Here is a 14,919-nt window from a genome sequence, read left to right as displayed (position 1 = left end):
CTAGCCTCGCCGGTCGCGCCGCGCGCGACCCGGGGGAGCGGCTTCGAGCGCCTTGAGCACCGCCTCGCGCGTCGTACCGCGCGCGCGGACGAGCTTCCGACGACCCCGGCTACCGGTCAGCAGGACCACATCGCTGAGGCGAAGGCCGAGCACCTGCGCGACGAGCGTGGCTACGGCCAGATTGGCGGCACCCTCGGCCGGCGGCGCCAGCACCGCCACCTTGATCGCGGCGCCACAAAGCGGGCCGAAGCGCGCGCGCGCCGCACGCGGCTGAACCTGAAGCTGCAGGGTCACGCAGTCGCCGTGCTCGTGAATTGCCGCCGCGCTGTCGTCCGAGGGTGCCACGGCGTTGTTTGACGTATCAGCAGCGCAGCGGGCGGTCGATCGATGGTTCGCGCTGCGCTGCGGTTTTGCCGCGCGTCGCGGGACCTCAGCGCCGACGCCCACCGAGGTCCGCCGCTCGGTTTGCGGCGACCTCGACCGCGTTGATCAGCGTGGTGCGCAGACCACCCTTCTCGAGCTCATGCACGGCGGCGATCGCCGTCCCGCCCGGCGAGCAGACCATGTCCTTCAGGCGACCAGGGTGTTCCTTGGTCTCGAGCGCCAGCTTGGCGGCGCCAAGCACGGTTTGGCAAGCGAGCGCATGGGCGTCCGCACGTGCCAGGCCGGCCTTGACGCCCGCGTCGCTCAGCGCCTCGATCACCATGAAGATGTAGGCCGGCCCGCTGCCGCTCAGACCGGTTACGGCATCCATCAGCGACTCATCGACGACGACGCTGAGCCCGACCGAGTCGAAGATTCGCCGGGCCGTGTCGAGGTCTCGGTCCGTGGCGTGGGCGCCGGCCGAGAGCGCGGTCGCGCCCTCGCGGACCAGGCTGCAGACATTCGGCATCGTGCGAACGACGTGGCCGCCGGGGCGTAGCCGTGCCTCGAGGCTGGCGATCGTCACGCCAGCAGCGATCGAGATCACCAGCGCCTCAGGCTCGAGGGTCTCCCGCACCTCATCGAGGACCGCGACTACAACCTGCGGCTTGACCGCCAGGACCACGACGGCCGCTCCGCGCGCGGCATCCTGGTTGCTCGCCGAGGTGTGAATCCCGTAGCGCTCCCAGCAGGTCGTGCGCTGCTCGGCCCGGGTGTCGCTCGCCACGAGCTGCTCAGCGGTCACGCGCTTGGCCTCGAGCAGGCCCCGGATCAGCGCCTGCCCCATGTTGCCAGCGCCCAAGAAGGCTATTTTACCGTCGATTTTCATGGCTCTCTCACGAAGGGTGCAGGAGCGCGCTCGCCGCGCGATCGCCGAGGTACTTGACCATCAGCGCCTCGACCGCCGCGGCCACGCGATCGTGCTCGGCGTCGTCCTCATAAATGAACTCGATGCCCATGCCAGGCTCGGGGCGGAGGGCATCCAGACCGGCCTGGTCTTCCGCGACCACCCACTTCACCCGACCGCGCAAGGAGAGCGGCGGACCGAGCTGCGGCACGATCAGCGTGAAGATGAACTGCGTCCCTGCCGCCAGCGGCCGGGTGGTCTTGATGAACGTGCCCCCACGCGAGATGTTGCGCGTGTAGTCATAGAAAAACGTATTAAGACGTTTGTACTCGACCTTGAGTTCGATCGGCGTGCGCGGCGTCGCGCGCTGTTCGTTACTGACAGAACTCATAATCGACCGTTCCGCCGACGGGCGCTGCCCACTATGCGCGGGGCGCCCACGAGGGTCAAGGCCATGCTCCTTTCGCAGCTAGGGACGCTCTCCTCCAGCCTTCGCCTGGGCCTTGACCAGCGGTGCGTCCGCGCCTGGGCCCTGCTGCTGGCGTCGGGAACCGTTGCTCTGCGCTGGGTGCCCCTGTGCTCGGTGCCCGGCTACGAGCTGGGACTGCTGCTCGCCCTGGTCGGCAGCGTGGCCGGCGCGCACCTTGGATCGCTGGTGGTTGCTGCGGCGCGCGCGGCGCGCCCCAGCGGCGTCAGCGCCGGCCCCGCGCTGCAGCAGCTCGTCGCTCGCGGCGTGGTCTGGGCGCTGCTGGTGCTGGTCGCGCCCCTCATCGTGGCCTTGGCCAACGGCCTCACCACCCGCCTCTGCGAGCTGGGCCAGGGGCTGGCCTTCTATGCCTTGCTTCCGGGACTCAGCGCGCCCTTGGCCGCCACCCTCGGTGTCCTCTGCGGGATTGCCTTTCGACGCCCCACTTGGGCCACCACCGCCGCGCTGCTGATCGTCTTCGGATCGTTTGGCGTCGCGCTCTATCGCTTCTACGCGACGCCGGCGCTCTTCGCCTACGGCCCCTTCTTCGGCTACGTGGCCGGGCCGCTCTACGACGAGGCCGTGGGCGTGCGCGCCGCCCTGCTCGTCGCCCGCGCGGAGCAGCTGGCCTGGATCGGCACGGTCGTCGCGGTGGCGGCCCACTTCTTTGCGCCCGAGCGCAGCGCGCTGGTGCTCGAGCGTCCGCACTGGCAACGCCGGGCCACCCCCGCCCTCTTCCTCTTGCTGCCGCTCGCAGCGAGCCTGAGCTGGGCCGCGCCCCGTCTCGGGGTCGTGGCGGCGACGCCGACGATCACCGCGGCCCTCGGCGGTGTACAGCGCACGCGGCATTTTACGCTGGTCTACCCGCGCGAGCTCGCGCCGGCCGAGGTCCGGCGTCTCGCCGCAGATTTCGAGTTTCGCTATGCGCAGCTCGCCGCCCGGCTCGGGCAGGCACCAGGCCACGTGCGGGCCTATCTCTTCCGGAGCGCGACAGAGAAGCGCGCGCTGATCGGAGGCGGCGCTGTCTTCGTCGCCAAGCCGTGGCGCCGTGAGGTCTACATGATCGCCGGCAGCGTTCCGCTGCGCGCACTGGGCCACGAACTGGCCCACGTCTTCGCCGCAGGGGCCGGGGATCCGCTGCTCGGGATCAGCATTCGTTGGACGCGCTGGCGCGGGATGGCGCTGATCCCGCAGCCCAACCTCGGCTTGGTCGAGGGCTTCGCCGTTGCCGTCGCGGACCAGCCCGAGGACGGGTTGACGGTCCATCAGCGGGCGGCGACGCTCTTGCGGCTCGGCCTCGCGCCCGCGCTGGATCGCCTGCTGGGCGTCGGGTTTCTCACGGCCGCGGGTCCGCGCGGCTACGCGGTGGCGGGCTCGTTCTGCCGCCACCTCCTCGAGCGCTACGGCGCGCGCCGGCTGCTGGCGCTCTACCGCAGCGGCGGCGAGTTCGCGCAGGTCTATCGTCAGCCGCTGGCGGTGTTGGCGCGCCAGTGGCGGGCGCGCCTCGCAGCGCTGCCCCTCGACCCGCGGCAACTCGCAGGCGCGCGCCGCGCCTTCGCCCGGCGCGCGATCTTCGCGCGGGCCTGTCCGCATCAGGTCGCCAACCTGGTCGCCGCCGCGGCGCAGGCGCTGCAATCCGGCGCTGCGAGCCGCGCCGTGCCGCTGCTGCGTCAGGCCTGCGCCCTCGACCCTGGGGCCGCGCCGAACGCACTGGCCTGGGTTGGGGCGGTCGAGAGGACGAAGGGGCCCGCGGCCGCGCTCGCGCTGCTGGAACGCTTGGCGGCCGATGGACCCCTCGGCGACGCGGACGACCCCCGCGGTCCACATCGGGCGGGCGACCTGCTCTGGGCGCTTGGTCGGCGCGAAGCCGCGCGCGCGCGCTACGCCCTCGCTGCAGCCCGCGCCACGGCGGCCAGCGAGCGACGACTGCTGCTCGTCAAGCGCCTCGCCCTGCGGCAGGGTGGCGAGCGCAGCGAGCTCCTGCGACGCTATCTGCTGCCGGGAGCGCTCCCCGAGGCCAGCGCGCGCGCCCAGGCCGTGCATCTCGCCCACGAGCTCGCCCGAGCTTGGCCCAGCTCGGGTCTCGGCTTCTATCTTGTCGGACGGCAGCTTTCGCACGCCGTCGAGGGTTGCGCCGATGCGCTCGAACCCCTGCGGCGCGCGCTGGAGCTTGGCCTGCCCGATGAAGACTTCCGCGTCGAGGCGCTACTGATCAGCGGCTATTGCGCCACCTGGGCGGGCCAGCTCGACCGGGCGTCCCGCGCCTTCAGCGAGCTGCGATCCCAGCCGCTGGCGGCCGGCCAGCCGGCGCTGCGAGAAGAGCTCGAGGATGGGCTCGCCCGCGTCGCTTGGCTGCGGGCGCAGCAGCGCGACTGAGCGATCGCGGCAGCGCTTCCAGGTGTAGCTCGATCGGACCGCTGCCGCCCTCGACCGGCTCGCGATTGAGGGGACCCTCGCGACCGTAGAGCGCGAGCCCGTGCGCCTGCGGACCGGGCTCGACGACGAAACGCAGGCGATGGATTCCCGGCGACAGCGCCCGGTCGGCGGAGCCTTCGAGTAGGATCAATTCGCGCCAGGCCCCCAGGCCGTCGTCCGCCGGGGCGTCGAGCGTTGGTCCGACGCGTTGGCCGTCGAGCTCGACGTGCGCGGCGGTCCAGCCCTCCGGCGGGGACGCCGAGCCCGGGTACTCCGAGGAAGCTCGGACGCGCAGCAGCAGGCGTCCCGTCGCCGCCGGCGGGGCAACGAAGCGGTACTCGAACCAGCCCGTGCGCCGGCCGTAGGCATGCACGAGCACGCCGCCGTCCCAGGCGCCAGCTTCCTCGAACCAGGCCCGCCCGAAGCGATCGACGTCGATCTGCAGGCGCCAGCCTCCACCCGGCTCCCGCTGCCAGGCGCGATGGACGCCCGCCCAGCCGCGCAGCAGCACGTGCGTCGGATTAATCAGCGCGCGGCCGCGCGCGGGACCCAGCGCCAGGTTCTGCGGCTCGACAGCGCGCTCGGCCACCCGCCGCGCGAAGCGCGCGAGGACGCGGCGCACGGGCCGGTATTGCGGCTGGCCAACGGTGATGCGGTAGGTGCCCTTCCAGGGCAGGCTCGGCTGGTAGATCCAGACCAGGGCCCCGCTGGCGCCGTCGAAAAACGCCCGCTCGAGGAAGCGCGCGTGCCAGGTGGCTCGCGATCCGCCGGTCGTCTCTTGAGCGAAGCCGAACTCGCCCCAGACGAGCGGCTTGCCGACGACGAAGAGCGCGAGCTGCGTCCGATCGTCGATATAGCGCCGTAGACGCGCTGCGGTGGCGCTTTGCAGCCGCGACGCCGGATAGACGTGGTGATCGCAATAGGAGACCTCGGGTAGCTGACAAAGGGCGATCCATTCGTCGCGCTCGAGCTGGAGATCGTAGCCCAGCGCGCCCGGCACCACGAGCTGGCGCGCGCCGAAGCCGCGCACCGCGCGCGACATCGCCACGACCCACGCGCGACGCGCGCCCGCAGCCTCAGGTGTGCCGTGGAGCTCGTTTTGCAGCTCCCAGGCCATGATCGTCGGATCGTCGGCGTAGCGCACCCCGGTCAGCGCGTTGACGCGAGTGACGAGGCGCCGCACGTGATCGAGAAACCAGCCGCGCACGCGCGGGTCAGTGAAGAAGCGATCGCTGTAGCCGTAGGCGCTCTGGTCGAGCTGCCCCGCCCACCGCAGGTACATCGGAATCCCGCCATAGTCGCGCCAATGATTCGAGAGCGTGAGGATCAGTCGCAGGCCGAGCCCGCGGGCGGTCTGCAGCACGCGGTCGAGGTGGCGGAAGGCCTCGTCGTTCCAACCCTCGGGTCCGGCGCGAAAGGCGAAGTGCTGCCGCTCCCAGGGCTGGGCGTCGGCGGCTGCCTCGCCGAGCGCCCAGACCCGAGCCACGCGCAGCCCGTCGGCCGCGACAGCCCTCAGCGTGGCGTCGGTCTGGGTCCGTGCCTCTGGGCCGTGCAGGACATGCGCGTTGGCGCCGACGAAGGCGAAGGGCGCGTCGCCGACCAAGAACCGCGTGCCCTCGACGCGCACGAAGGGCTCGGGCGTGCTCACGTCAGGCTGGGTCGGGGCCGGGGTCGGGGCCGCAGTCGGGGCCGCAGTCGCGCGCTCACCGGCGAGGGCCAGCGGCGCGAGCAGACTCAGCGCAAGGGCCAGGCCGAGGCCGGGCGGGCGCGCCCCGCGCGCCTGCCGCGCGGTTGGAGCGAGGATCCCCAAGGCGCTAGCCGCGCGGACCCTGCTGCCGCTGCTGCCGCCCGAGCGCGACGATTCGATCCGCCACGCGCAACGCATTGGCCTCGATCGTCAGGGTATTGGGCACACCGCCGCTGCTCGGCATGAAGCTCCCGTCGGTGACGAGGACATTGGCGGCGCTGTGCACGCGACAGTCGCGGTCGAGCACGGACTGCCGCGGATCGCTGCCGAAGCGACAGGTGCCGGCCTGCAGCCAGGGCGTCTGGCCCGCGCGCCGCGTGGCGACCGGCGTGGCGCCGCCGAGCGCGCGCAGCACCTCGAGACCACGGTCGACGAGCCACTCGCCCACTTCACGATCCTGGGCGTGTTGCAGGCGCACGAAGCGCGCAGCCGGCAGCCCCCAGCGATCCTTGACGGAGGGATCGAGGGTGACGCGGGAATCGGCCAGCGGCAGCGCCTCCGAGAAGACCTCGAACTCGAGGGTGCGGACCTCGCGAAAGCGGCGGCGCAGCGCGTCCTTCAGCTCGGCGCCCCAGCGCAGGCGGCCGCCGGCCGTCGCCAGCTGTTCGGCCCCGAAAATCGGATTGCCGTGGGGCAACAGGAAGCAGAGCGTGCCGCCTTTGCGCCAGGGCCGCCCGTTACGCTGCAGCAGGTAGTAGTCCTGCAAGGAGCGATCGACGAAGGGCTCGCGCCAATCCATGGTCCTCAGGCGCGGGTCGCTGCGATCGAAGTCGACCTGCCCGGCCCCGGCGCCGGTGAACATCAGGTGGCGGCCGACCTGATCGTGCTGATTGCCGAGCCCCTCGGGATGCGCCTTGCCCCGCGAGAGCAGCAGCAGCCTGGCCGTTTCGATCGCCGAGCAAGCGAGGACCACCACCGCAGCCTTGACCCGCTGCTCCCGCCCGTCACTGTCGAAATAGCGCACGGCGCGCGCTGCGCCGCGCTCGTCGGTCTCGATCGCATGCACCATGCTCGAGGGCCGCACCTGGCAATTGCCCGTGGCCAGGGCAGGAATGATGAGCGCGGCCAGGGCCGAGGACTTCGCCCCGGTCTCGCAGCCGTAGCTGCCGCACATCGGCTTGCGGCGGCAGGAGGCGCGCCCGTTCCAGGGCAGGGAGAGGATCGCCCGCGCCGTCGGGTAGCTATGCAGGCCGAGCGCCGTGCAGGTCTGGTCGAGCAGCCCGGCAAAGCCGTGTTCGGCCAGCGGCGGCAGCGGCAGCGGTCGGCGAAAGGTCTCGAAGGGGTTGCGCGCGGCGGCGCCGGAGACGCCGATCAGGTACTCGGCGCGCTCGTAATACGGCTCGAGCTCGGACCAGCGCAGCGGCCAGTCGGCGACCGCCGCGCCCGCAACCGGCCCCAGCCGCGAGCGCTGTTCGAGATCGATCGGGTGCAGGCGATAGGTAAAACCAGAGAAGTGGACCGTGGCGCCCCCGACGCAGTTGGCGGTCCAGCCATCCGTCGTCTGCTCCGGCGCACTGCCGGGTCGGATCGCCACATGCGGTTCGGTCGTCGGGGCGGGCACGAAGAAGTCCCGCCGCGCCGAGCGCAGCTCGTCGAAGACGAAATCACGCTGGTCGTAGGCCGGCCCCTTCTCGAGCACCAGCACGCGCCAACCGGCCCGTGCCAGGGTCAACGCCACCGGGCCGCCACCCGCGCCGCTGCCGACGACGACGACATCGACGGCGCCGTCGCGGACGACGTCGGGGCCGAGCGGCTCGCGCCAGCGCTGCTGCTCCTCGTTCACGCGCGCCCCCGGTACGGGCAGTGTGCCCGCGGCTCGATCGGCTCGAAGCCCACCGTGCGCCAGCCTACGCCGTCCCGGTTTCCGCCGTAGATCGGATCGCAGAGGAAGCCCTCGAGCGTCAGAGCTAGCAAGACCCGCACGAAACGCAGGCCGGCCACCGGTCCGAGCCGTCCGCCGGCAACCTCGCGCAAGAGCTGGTCCTGCTTGCCAACCGGCAGCGCGGCGAAGCTGCTACTCCCGTGCCGTCGCGCCTGGGCCTGCAGGTGCCGGGCGGCAAAGCGAAACATCGGCAAATAGGCGCTCACGGGCGCGTGACCGAGCTGCGCGTCGATATAGTTGATGACCCCCGCGTCGCTGGCGCCAGGATCGGCATCACGGGGCAAGAGGCGCTCGCAAAGAGCCTCGAGCGTCTGCCATTCACTGGCGCTCAAGACGCGCGCTCGCGCGGCCTCGACGAACTCTACCGCGCAGGGCGCCGCCGGAGCGACCGCGCCCGCATCGAGCGCTGACGATCGCGGCTCACCTGGACGCAGGCGACAGGCGGCAGCCCCCAGCAGCGGGGCCGCCACCGCATATCGCAAGAACCGGCGTCGTTCCATCGCGTCCTCTCGCCTCCGCCGGCGATCCTCGGCAGTCCGCGCCTTCCAGGCGGCGCGCGGGCGCCGCCGCCCGCAGGGCTGCGCGCCGAGCGCGAACGGTTACCCACGTGCGCTGGCGCGTCAAGCGCGCCAGGGGCCCCGCTCTTGCCGGTCGCGCAGCATGCTATGCTGCGCCGCGCCATGCCCTCCAGCGCCGCGCCCGCCGCCCCTCCCCGACTGCGTGCCTATCAATGGGGGCTGGGGATGGTCTCGGCGGCGACGATGCTGCTGCAAATCAGCTGGACGCGTGCGCTCTCGGTGGCCCTCTGGTACCACTTCGCCTTCCTCGTCATCAGCACGGCGATGCTCGGGTTCGGCGTCAGCGGCGTGTTGCTCACGCTCGGCCGGCGTTGGTGGGCTGCGGTACCGCTCGACCGCGCGCTCTGGGTGCTCGCGGTGGCCCAGGCAGCCGCGGCGCTGCTCGGCTTCCTCGCCGCCAATCATATACCCTTCGCCCCCTTCGCCCTGTTGGCGGACGCGCGGCAGCTCGTCTATGGACCGCTCTACGTGCTCGCACTGGCGGCGCCCTTCGTCTGCAGTGGGCTGATCGCCGCCTTGCTCCTGGGCCGGCATCCGGCCCAGGCCGGCACGATCTACCTCTTCGATCTCGTCGGCGCCGGTGTCGGTGCGCTCTTGCTGGTCGCGGTGATGCCCGCGGGCGTCTCGACGGCGATCGCCGTCAGCGCGGCGCTGGCCTGTGCGGCGGCGGCAGTCTTCGCCACCGGTCGGGCGCGACGCGGCGTGAGCGCTGGGTTGGCCCTCTTGCTGGGGCTCTGCTGCGTCGCGGAACGGGCGCTGCCGCTGCGCATCTCGCCGACCAAACGTCTCGGCACCCAGCCGATCGCTGCGGCGCTCGGGAGTCGCCATCGCCTCTACACCGGATGGAATACCTTCTCGCGCGTCGACGTGATCGGCCTGCGCGAGAGCAGGATGATCTCGATCGATGCGGGGACCGCCTTCACCCGGCTGCCCCGCGTCAGGGGTCCGCTGGCGAGCCTGGCGCCGGTAGAGGATGCTCACGCCTTGGCGCTGCGCCCGCAGCGCACGCGCAGCGCCTTGATTATCGGGTCGGGCGGGGGCGTCGAGGTGCTCGCTGCGCTGCGCAACGGCGTCCAGCGCGTCGTCGCCGTCGAGGTCAACCCGTTGATCAACGCGCTCGTGCGCGGGCCGATGGCCGGTTACATCGGCGAGCTCTTCGCCGATCCCCGCGTCGAGTTGCACACGGACGAGGCGCGCAGCTTCATCGCGCGCCAAACCGAGCGCTTCGACGCGATCGTCGCCGCCCACACGATCAGCAATGCCGCGACAGCGGCCGGCGCGCTCAGCCTGGCCGAGAGCTACCTCCTCACGGTCGAGGCGGTGACGAGCTTGCTTGACCACCTCAGCGCCGAGGGCGTCTTGTGGATTACCCGGCCCGAGCCCCAGCTCCCGCGTCTGGTGGCGACGGTCCGCGCGGCGCTCGGCGCCCGCGGGCGCGCGCAGCCCTGGCGTCACGTCGCCGTCTACGCCAGCCGGACGCCGGATGGCAGTCCGAGTTTCTTCGGCGGCGTCTATGTCGGCGCTCGGCCGCTCCCCGCCGAGTGGCTGACGGAGGCACGCCAACGCCTCGGCGCCCACCGGCTCCGCACGCTCTACCTCCCCGGCGAGAGCGCAGGACCCCCCATTTTTCGGTCGCTGCTGCGGGACGACGCTGCGGCGCTGGCGGCGCTCTTTCGCAAGAGCCGCCGGGCGCTGGAACCCACGACCGATGACCGGCCCTTCTTCAACCAACATGGTCGCTGGGGCGCTCTGCGCTGGGTCGACGTCGCGGGGGCCTTCCGCCAGCAGCAGCGTGAGCGGATGGCGCTCGAGGATCAGCCGGTCGCTGAGGTCGTGCTCCTGGCCGTGTTGGCGCAATCGCTGCTGCTCGCGCTGCTGCTGATCGTCGTCCCCTTGGCGCTCGGGCGGCGCCGCGGCGCCCTGATCGAGCGTGGCAGCCTGCCGCTGCTGCTCTACTTCTCGGCCCTCGGCCTCGGCTTCATGCTGGCCGAGGTGGCCCTGATCCAGCGCTTGACCTTGTTCATCGGCCAGCCGGTGCACGCCTTCGCCACGGTCATCGGTGCGCTGCTGCTCAGCTCAGGCGTCGGCAGCGGGCTGAGCCAGCGCTGGGCACCGCGGACCACCCGGCTGCGCCCGCGCTTGCTAGGCCTCTTGCTCTCGATTGCCCTGGCCCTGCTGCTCGTCAGCGGCGCCACAAATCTCCTCTTGCGGCATGCGTTGGCCTGGTCGCTCGCCACCCGCCTGATCACCGTCGCCGCCCTGCTGACGCCGCTCGGGATCCTACTCGGCGCCGCCTTCCCGCTCGGGCTGCGCCACGCCGGCGAGCGTCGGCCCGGGCTGATTCCCTGGGCCTGGGGACTCAACGCAGTGACGAGTGTGGTCGGCGCGGTGCTGGCGGTGATCGCCGCCACCGTCGTCGGCTTCACGGGTGTGCTGGCGCTTGCGGCCGCGGTCTACGCGGGCGCCGCGGGGGCCTGGCTCTGGGAGTCTCGCTGAGCGGTCGCCGGCGCTCCTGCGCCGAATCGCCCGCCGCCTTGCCGCCCCCTGATTCGATGCCGTAGACTGTCACGGCACCCGACGTACACCCTTCCTCGAAGAGGTTTCCGTGTCGCGCTATTCGCCCTCTTGGCTCGTGTTCGCGTTACAGCTCACGGCGCTCGGCGCCGGAAGCACGGGCTGCCTGCCGACCACCTCCGAGGCGGCCTTCACCGGCGGGCGCGGCAAGAAGCTCTGCCAGGGCGTCTATCAGACCTGTCTCGGCAAGCGCGCGGGGTGCACGCTCGACGAAGGCAGCTACCTCGAGGGCGTCTTCCCTGGCGGCCAATCCGTGCTGGTCGAGACGGCGCCCGGCGACTGGACGATCAAGGTGGTGCTCTTCCTGGCGCCCGATGGCACGGGGCGATCGCCGGGCTTCGAAACGGAGGTCAACTGGTACGAGCCCGGCTGCACCGACCAGTACCGCTACCAGCTTTCGCGCGAGATTGGCGCCCAGGATCTGTTCCAGCGGGCGGGAGCCGACAACGTCTTCTCGGTCGAGGAAACGGTGATCGAGCCTGGCGACCATCTGGTGGTTACCTCATGCGGGTCGAGGTGACCCGCGTCGACGGCACGATCTGAAGCGCCTCACGACACGCGGCCTCGGTGGCCAGCCCAGCCTGGAGTCCTCGATGACGGAAACACGGCGCGCCGAGCTGCGCTTGGTGGCGAGTTCCAACGGGTCTACGGACGACTCCGCCTTGGCGGAGCGGATCGAGGCGCTGGTCCAGCAGCCGGCGGCCGTGCGCGAGCTCGCGGCGCTCGATCTGCACCAACTGACGCGGCGGGCCGGGCTGATCGAAAGCCTCCCGCTGCTCGAGCTGGCCCGCGGCGAGCAGGTCCGCGACACGGTCGACTTACAGGTCTGGCGTGACCCGGTCGAGGTCGACGTCGCCAAGCTGCTGGAGTGGCTGTCGGCGCTGAGCCAGCTCACCGAGGGCGCCTTCCACCGCCACTACCGAGCCCTCGACGTTGAGCTGATCGCGCTGCTGCTGCTGCGCACGACGCGCGTGTCCCTGCTCCAGGACGAGGAGCCGCCCCCAGATCCGGAGGGCCGCCCCCTCGCCACGCCGGACGGCTGGTTTGCGCTCGATCTGCTGGGTGAAAACGAGACGCAAAACGACCAGATCGCCGCGCTGGTCGCTGCGCTCTACCGCGACGGGCCGGACGACGCGCGGCGCCTGCTGCACAACCTGATCGCCGAGCTGCCCACCGAGCTCGAGGAAACAGCGGCACGCTGGCGCCGCCGTCGCCTCGAGGATCTCGGCTTCGGTGACGTGAACGAGGCGCTGCGAATCTACACCTACCTCGACCCAGCGCGGGTCAGCGCGGATCACGACGGCACCGCCGACCAGCCGCTGCGCGCGGATCCAGAGCCCGCGGGCGCGGGGGAGCTGGCGACGGCGATTCCTCCCGACCCGGATTGCTTCTGGAACCGCGGTCTGGCCGAGGTGGTCGACGCCGCGGAACGGCGGCGGATCGGCGGCGCCCTCGTCGTGCTCTCCAACGTCAACTTGGCGGCCGATCGCGTCGACCCCGCCGACCTCGAGCGGGTCACTCGCACGCTCGAGCACCTGCGGGGGCGGCTCAGCCTTGGCCTGGAGCGCCTCTGCAAGGGCGTCCCCGCCGCGGCGCCAGCCGCCCTGCGGCAAGTCGCTCTGCTGCGCGTGGCCCGCCTCGGGCACAGCCTGGTGTTGCAGCAACAGCGGCGGCTGCCGCCGCTGCTGCGCGACGGCCAGCTCCGCCATGGCAACGATCCGGTCGGCCTGCTCGACACCCCGTGGCACGCCGCAATCGGCGCGCTGCTCGCGACCCCGCCGATGTACGCGCCACCGCACGCCCTCCGGCGGCCCTTCGCGGCGGCGGCCGACCTCGACGCCGTTGCGGGATCGATCGACGAGGTAGCGCTGGCGCTGGCACTCGTGCCGCCCTCCGCACGCCCCGTCCCGCTGCCGGAATCCGCCACCCTCGCGTCGCTCTTCTGCACCGCCGTCGCCAGCGAGGCGCTGGGCCGCGACGGGGCGCTCGATCGAGCGGGCCTCCACACGCTACGCGATCGCCTCGCCGGGACGGCACGACCGGACGCAGAGTTCTTTGCGGCGGCCGACCGCGTCGCGACGCTGAGGCTGAAAGCGCCGCCCGCCGCCCCGACGTTGGCCCTGATCGAGGGCTGGTTGATGGCGCTGCATCGCGAGCTGAGCGCGCTGAGCGATGTCGCGATCGATCCGCGCTTCGTCAAGCGTGTCTGGGTGGCCACGGATCTGCGATGATCCGGCGGTTCTTCACCGATGCCTATCCCGCGGTCGTCGCCGGACCGATGGTGCAGGTGCAGAAGCTGAGCAAGCGCTTCGGCGAGGTGCAGGCGCTACGGGAGATTACCTTCGAGATTGGCCGCGGCGAGGTGCTGGGCTTCCTCGGGCCAAACGGCGCCGGCAAGACCACGACGCTGCGTATTCTCGCCGGTTACCTCCGGCCGACCTCTGGCATCGCCATCGTCGCGGGCCATGATGTGCAGCGCCAGTCGCTGCAGGTGAGGCGCCAGATCGGCGTGCTGACCGAGGACGCACCGCTCTACCCGGAGATGACGGCCCTCGAGCACCTCCAGCTCGTGGCCGACCTGCGGCGCATCGAAGCGCGCGAGCGCGAGCGGCGCATCGGTGATGCCGCCGAGGTCTGCGGCCTCTTCGACGTGCTCGCGCGCCCGGCTGGTGAGCTCTCCAAGGGCCTGCGACAACGCGTGGGGCTGGCGCAGGCGCTGCTGCACGATCCGGCGATTCTGCTGCTGGACGAACCCACCAGCGGGCTCGACCCGAATCAGATCCGGGGCATCCGCGAGCTGATCCGCGAGATCGGTCGCCACAAGACCGTGATCGTTTCGACGCACGTGCTCTCCGAGGTGCAGGCGAGCTGCAGCCGCGTCTTGATCATCAGCGATGGTGCGATCGTTGCCGACGGAGAGCCGAACACCCTCGCCGCCCGCCACGCTGGTGGGTGCTACCGGCTGGTGATTGATCGCAGCAGCGAGGACAGCGAGGTTATCGTTGCGGCGCTGCGGGGACTGAAGGGCGTGGAGGACGTTACGCTGGCGCCCCCCTACGCCAACGAGGCGGCACCTCTCGGCGCCGTCGCAATTTCGCTGCGGGCGCTGCCCGAACAGCGCGATCTGCGACGAGAGCTCTTCTGTTGCGCGCGCGACCGCGGTTGGATCCTGCTCGAGTTGCACCGACCAGCGGCCACGCTCGAGGATGTCTTTCGCCGGCTGACCACGGAGTAACGGCCGCGCGTGATGACGCGGCCGAGGGAAGAGCACGATGCACGGCACCTGGGTGATTGCCCGACGCGAGCTTGCCAGCTATTCGACGGCCCCCGTCGCCTACGTCGCGGCGACGGTGTTCCTCACGGTGGCAGGGTATACGTTCTTCGGCCAGGTCTTCAGCGCTGGCGAGGCCTCACTGCGCGATTTCTTCGAGCTCTGTCCCCGGCTCTTTCTCCTGCTGGCGCCGGCGTTGACAATGCGCTTGCTGGCCGAAGAGCGCCGCAGTCGAACCTTCGAGATGCTGCTCAGCCTGCCGCTCAACGAGTGGGAGTTGGTGCTTGGCAAGCACCTCGCCGCGCTCGCGGTGCTCGGCGCGGTGCTCTTGCCGACCCTGGCCTACCCTCTGGCCCTCAACGAGCTTGGGGACCTCGATTGGGGCCCGGTCGCGGGCGGGTATCTGGGCCTGCTCCTGATGGGGTCGAGCTACCTGGCGATCGGGATCTTGGCCTCGAGCTGGACCTCGAACCAGGCGCTCGCCCTCGTCGGTGCGCTGGCGATCTCCCTGCCCCTCTACGTCGTCGGCGCGATCGCCGAGGCCTTCCCCCCGGGACCCCGCGCGTTGCTGAGCGCCCTCGATCTGGGACGCCACTTCGACAACCTGGCGCGCGGTATCGTCGACAGCCGCGATCTGGTCTACTACCTGACCTTGACGATCGCCTGCCTCTTTCTCGCCACGCAAGCGCTCGAGCAGCGCGAGCGCGACTGAGGCG

The 14,919-nt window shown here is 71.4% G+C and carries 12 protein-coding genes; 6 read left to right on the top strand and 6 right to left on the bottom strand.

The features are described 5' to 3' along the window. The 3 genes from IPL40_04825 to IPL40_04815 form a co-directional block, all read right to left on the bottom strand. Complete coding sequence (locus tag IPL40_04825) at positions 1 to 345, bottom strand: DUF167 domain-containing protein (protein MBK8480480.1); 345 nt, start codon at positions 343 to 345, stop codon at positions 1 to 3. Positions 346 to 430: 85 nt separating this feature from the next. After that, a complete protein-coding gene (gene proC, locus IPL40_04820) occupies positions 431 to 1,252 on the bottom strand; it encodes a pyrroline-5-carboxylate reductase (GenBank protein MBK8480479.1) in 822 nt (273 codons plus the stop codon). A gap of 7 nt (positions 1,253 to 1,259) precedes the next feature. Then, on the bottom strand, positions 1,260 to 1,661 hold the full coding sequence (locus IPL40_04815) for a TIGR02266 family protein (GenBank protein ID MBK8480478.1): 402 nt from the start codon (positions 1,659 to 1,661) through the stop codon (positions 1,260 to 1,262). 63 nt (positions 1,662 to 1,724) lie between these two features. On the opposite strand from IPL40_04815, the gene IPL40_04810 reads away from it, so the two are divergent. Continuing rightward, positions 1,725 to 4,112, top strand: a complete 2,388-nt coding sequence (locus IPL40_04810) for a hypothetical protein (protein ID MBK8480477.1) — start codon at positions 1,725 to 1,727, stop codon at positions 4,110 to 4,112. Here IPL40_04810 and IPL40_04805 read toward each other — a convergent pair. From IPL40_04805 to IPL40_04795, 3 genes are read right to left on the bottom strand one after another with little or no spacing between them, the layout of a single operon-like run. Next, on the bottom strand, positions 4,003 to 6,036 hold the full coding sequence (locus IPL40_04805) for a cellulase family glycosylhydrolase (GenBank protein MBK8480476.1): 2,034 nt from the start codon (positions 6,034 to 6,036) through the stop codon (positions 4,003 to 4,005). The two genes, IPL40_04810 and IPL40_04805, sit on opposite strands and share 110 nt — an antisense overlap. Further along, entirely contained in the window at positions 5,966 to 7,681 is a 1,716-nt protein-coding gene (locus tag IPL40_04800; GenBank protein ID MBK8480475.1) for a GMC family oxidoreductase, read from the bottom strand. The genes IPL40_04805 and IPL40_04800 overlap by 71 nt, the downstream gene beginning before the upstream one ends. After that, positions 7,678 to 8,280, bottom strand: coding sequence for a gluconate 2-dehydrogenase subunit 3 family protein (locus IPL40_04795; protein ID MBK8480474.1), 603 nt, complete (start codon positions 8,278 to 8,280; stop codon positions 7,678 to 7,680). Before IPL40_04795 ends, IPL40_04800 begins: the two co-directional genes overlap by 4 nt. Before the next feature lie 165 nt (positions 8,281 to 8,445). On the opposite strand from IPL40_04795, the gene IPL40_04790 reads away from it, so the two are divergent. The 5 genes from IPL40_04790 to IPL40_04770 all read left to right on the top strand — a co-directional run bounded on the left by IPL40_04790 (position 8,446) and on the right by IPL40_04770 (position 14,915). Further along, on the top strand, positions 8,446 to 10,854 hold the full coding sequence (locus tag IPL40_04790) for a hypothetical protein (protein MBK8480473.1): 2,409 nt from the start codon (positions 8,446 to 8,448) through the stop codon (positions 10,852 to 10,854). Positions 10,855 to 10,963: 109 nt separating this feature from the next. After that, positions 10,964 to 11,452 (top strand): hypothetical protein, encoded by a 489-nt coding sequence (locus tag IPL40_04785; GenBank protein MBK8480472.1) that lies wholly within the window; start codon positions 10,964 to 10,966, stop codon positions 11,450 to 11,452. A 73-nt stretch (positions 11,453 to 11,525) separates the two neighbouring features. After that, positions 11,526 to 13,163 (top strand): hypothetical protein, encoded by a 1,638-nt coding sequence (locus IPL40_04780; GenBank protein MBK8480471.1) that lies wholly within the window; start codon positions 11,526 to 11,528, stop codon positions 13,161 to 13,163. Between the two features lie 47 nt (positions 13,164 to 13,210). After that, positions 13,211 to 14,167 carry an ATP-binding cassette domain-containing protein gene (locus tag IPL40_04775; protein MBK8480470.1) on the top strand — a complete coding sequence of 319 codons (957 nt, stop codon included), beginning with the start codon at positions 13,211 to 13,213 and terminating at the stop codon, positions 14,165 to 14,167. 37 nt (positions 14,168 to 14,204) lie between these two features. Beyond that, entirely contained in the window at positions 14,205 to 14,915 is a 711-nt protein-coding gene (locus IPL40_04770; protein ID MBK8480469.1) for an ABC transporter permease subunit, read from the top strand. The last annotated feature ends 4 nt before the right edge of the window (positions 14,916 to 14,919 follow it).

It is taken from the genome of Pseudomonadota bacterium, assembly GCA_016711215.1.
Taxonomy (GTDB): Bacteria; Myxococcota_A; Polyangia.
This window is presented reverse-complemented; position numbering and strand designations above follow the sequence as displayed.

Excerpts from the sequence above, each read along its gene's own strand:
- proC (MBK8480479.1), bottom strand. The coding sequence starts at position 1,252 with ATGAAAATCGACGGTAAAATAGCCTTCTTGGGCGCTGGCAACATGGGG.
- IPL40_04815 (MBK8480478.1), bottom strand. The coding sequence starts at position 1,661 with ATGAGTTCTGTCAGTAACGAACAGCGCGCGACGCCGCGCACGCCGATC.
- IPL40_04810 (MBK8480477.1), top strand. The coding sequence starts at position 1,725 with ATGCTCCTTTCGCAGCTAGGGACGCTCTCCTCCAGCCTTCGCCTGGGC.
- IPL40_04805 (MBK8480476.1), bottom strand. The coding sequence starts at position 6,036 with ATGCGTTGCGCGTGGCGGATCGAATCGTCGCGCTCGGGCGGCAGCAGC.
- IPL40_04795 (MBK8480474.1), bottom strand. The coding sequence starts at position 8,280 with ATGGAACGACGCCGGTTCTTGCGATATGCGGTGGCGGCCCCGCTGCTG.
- IPL40_04790 (MBK8480473.1), top strand. The coding sequence starts at position 8,446 with ATGCTGCGCCGCGCCATGCCCTCCAGCGCCGCGCCCGCCGCCCCTCCC.
- IPL40_04780 (MBK8480471.1), top strand. The coding sequence starts at position 11,526 with ATGACGGAAACACGGCGCGCCGAGCTGCGCTTGGTGGCGAGTTCCAAC.
- IPL40_04775 (MBK8480470.1), top strand. The coding sequence starts at position 13,211 with ATGGTGCAGGTGCAGAAGCTGAGCAAGCGCTTCGGCGAGGTGCAGGCG.
- IPL40_04770 (MBK8480469.1), top strand. The coding sequence starts at position 14,205 with ATGCACGGCACCTGGGTGATTGCCCGACGCGAGCTTGCCAGCTATTCG.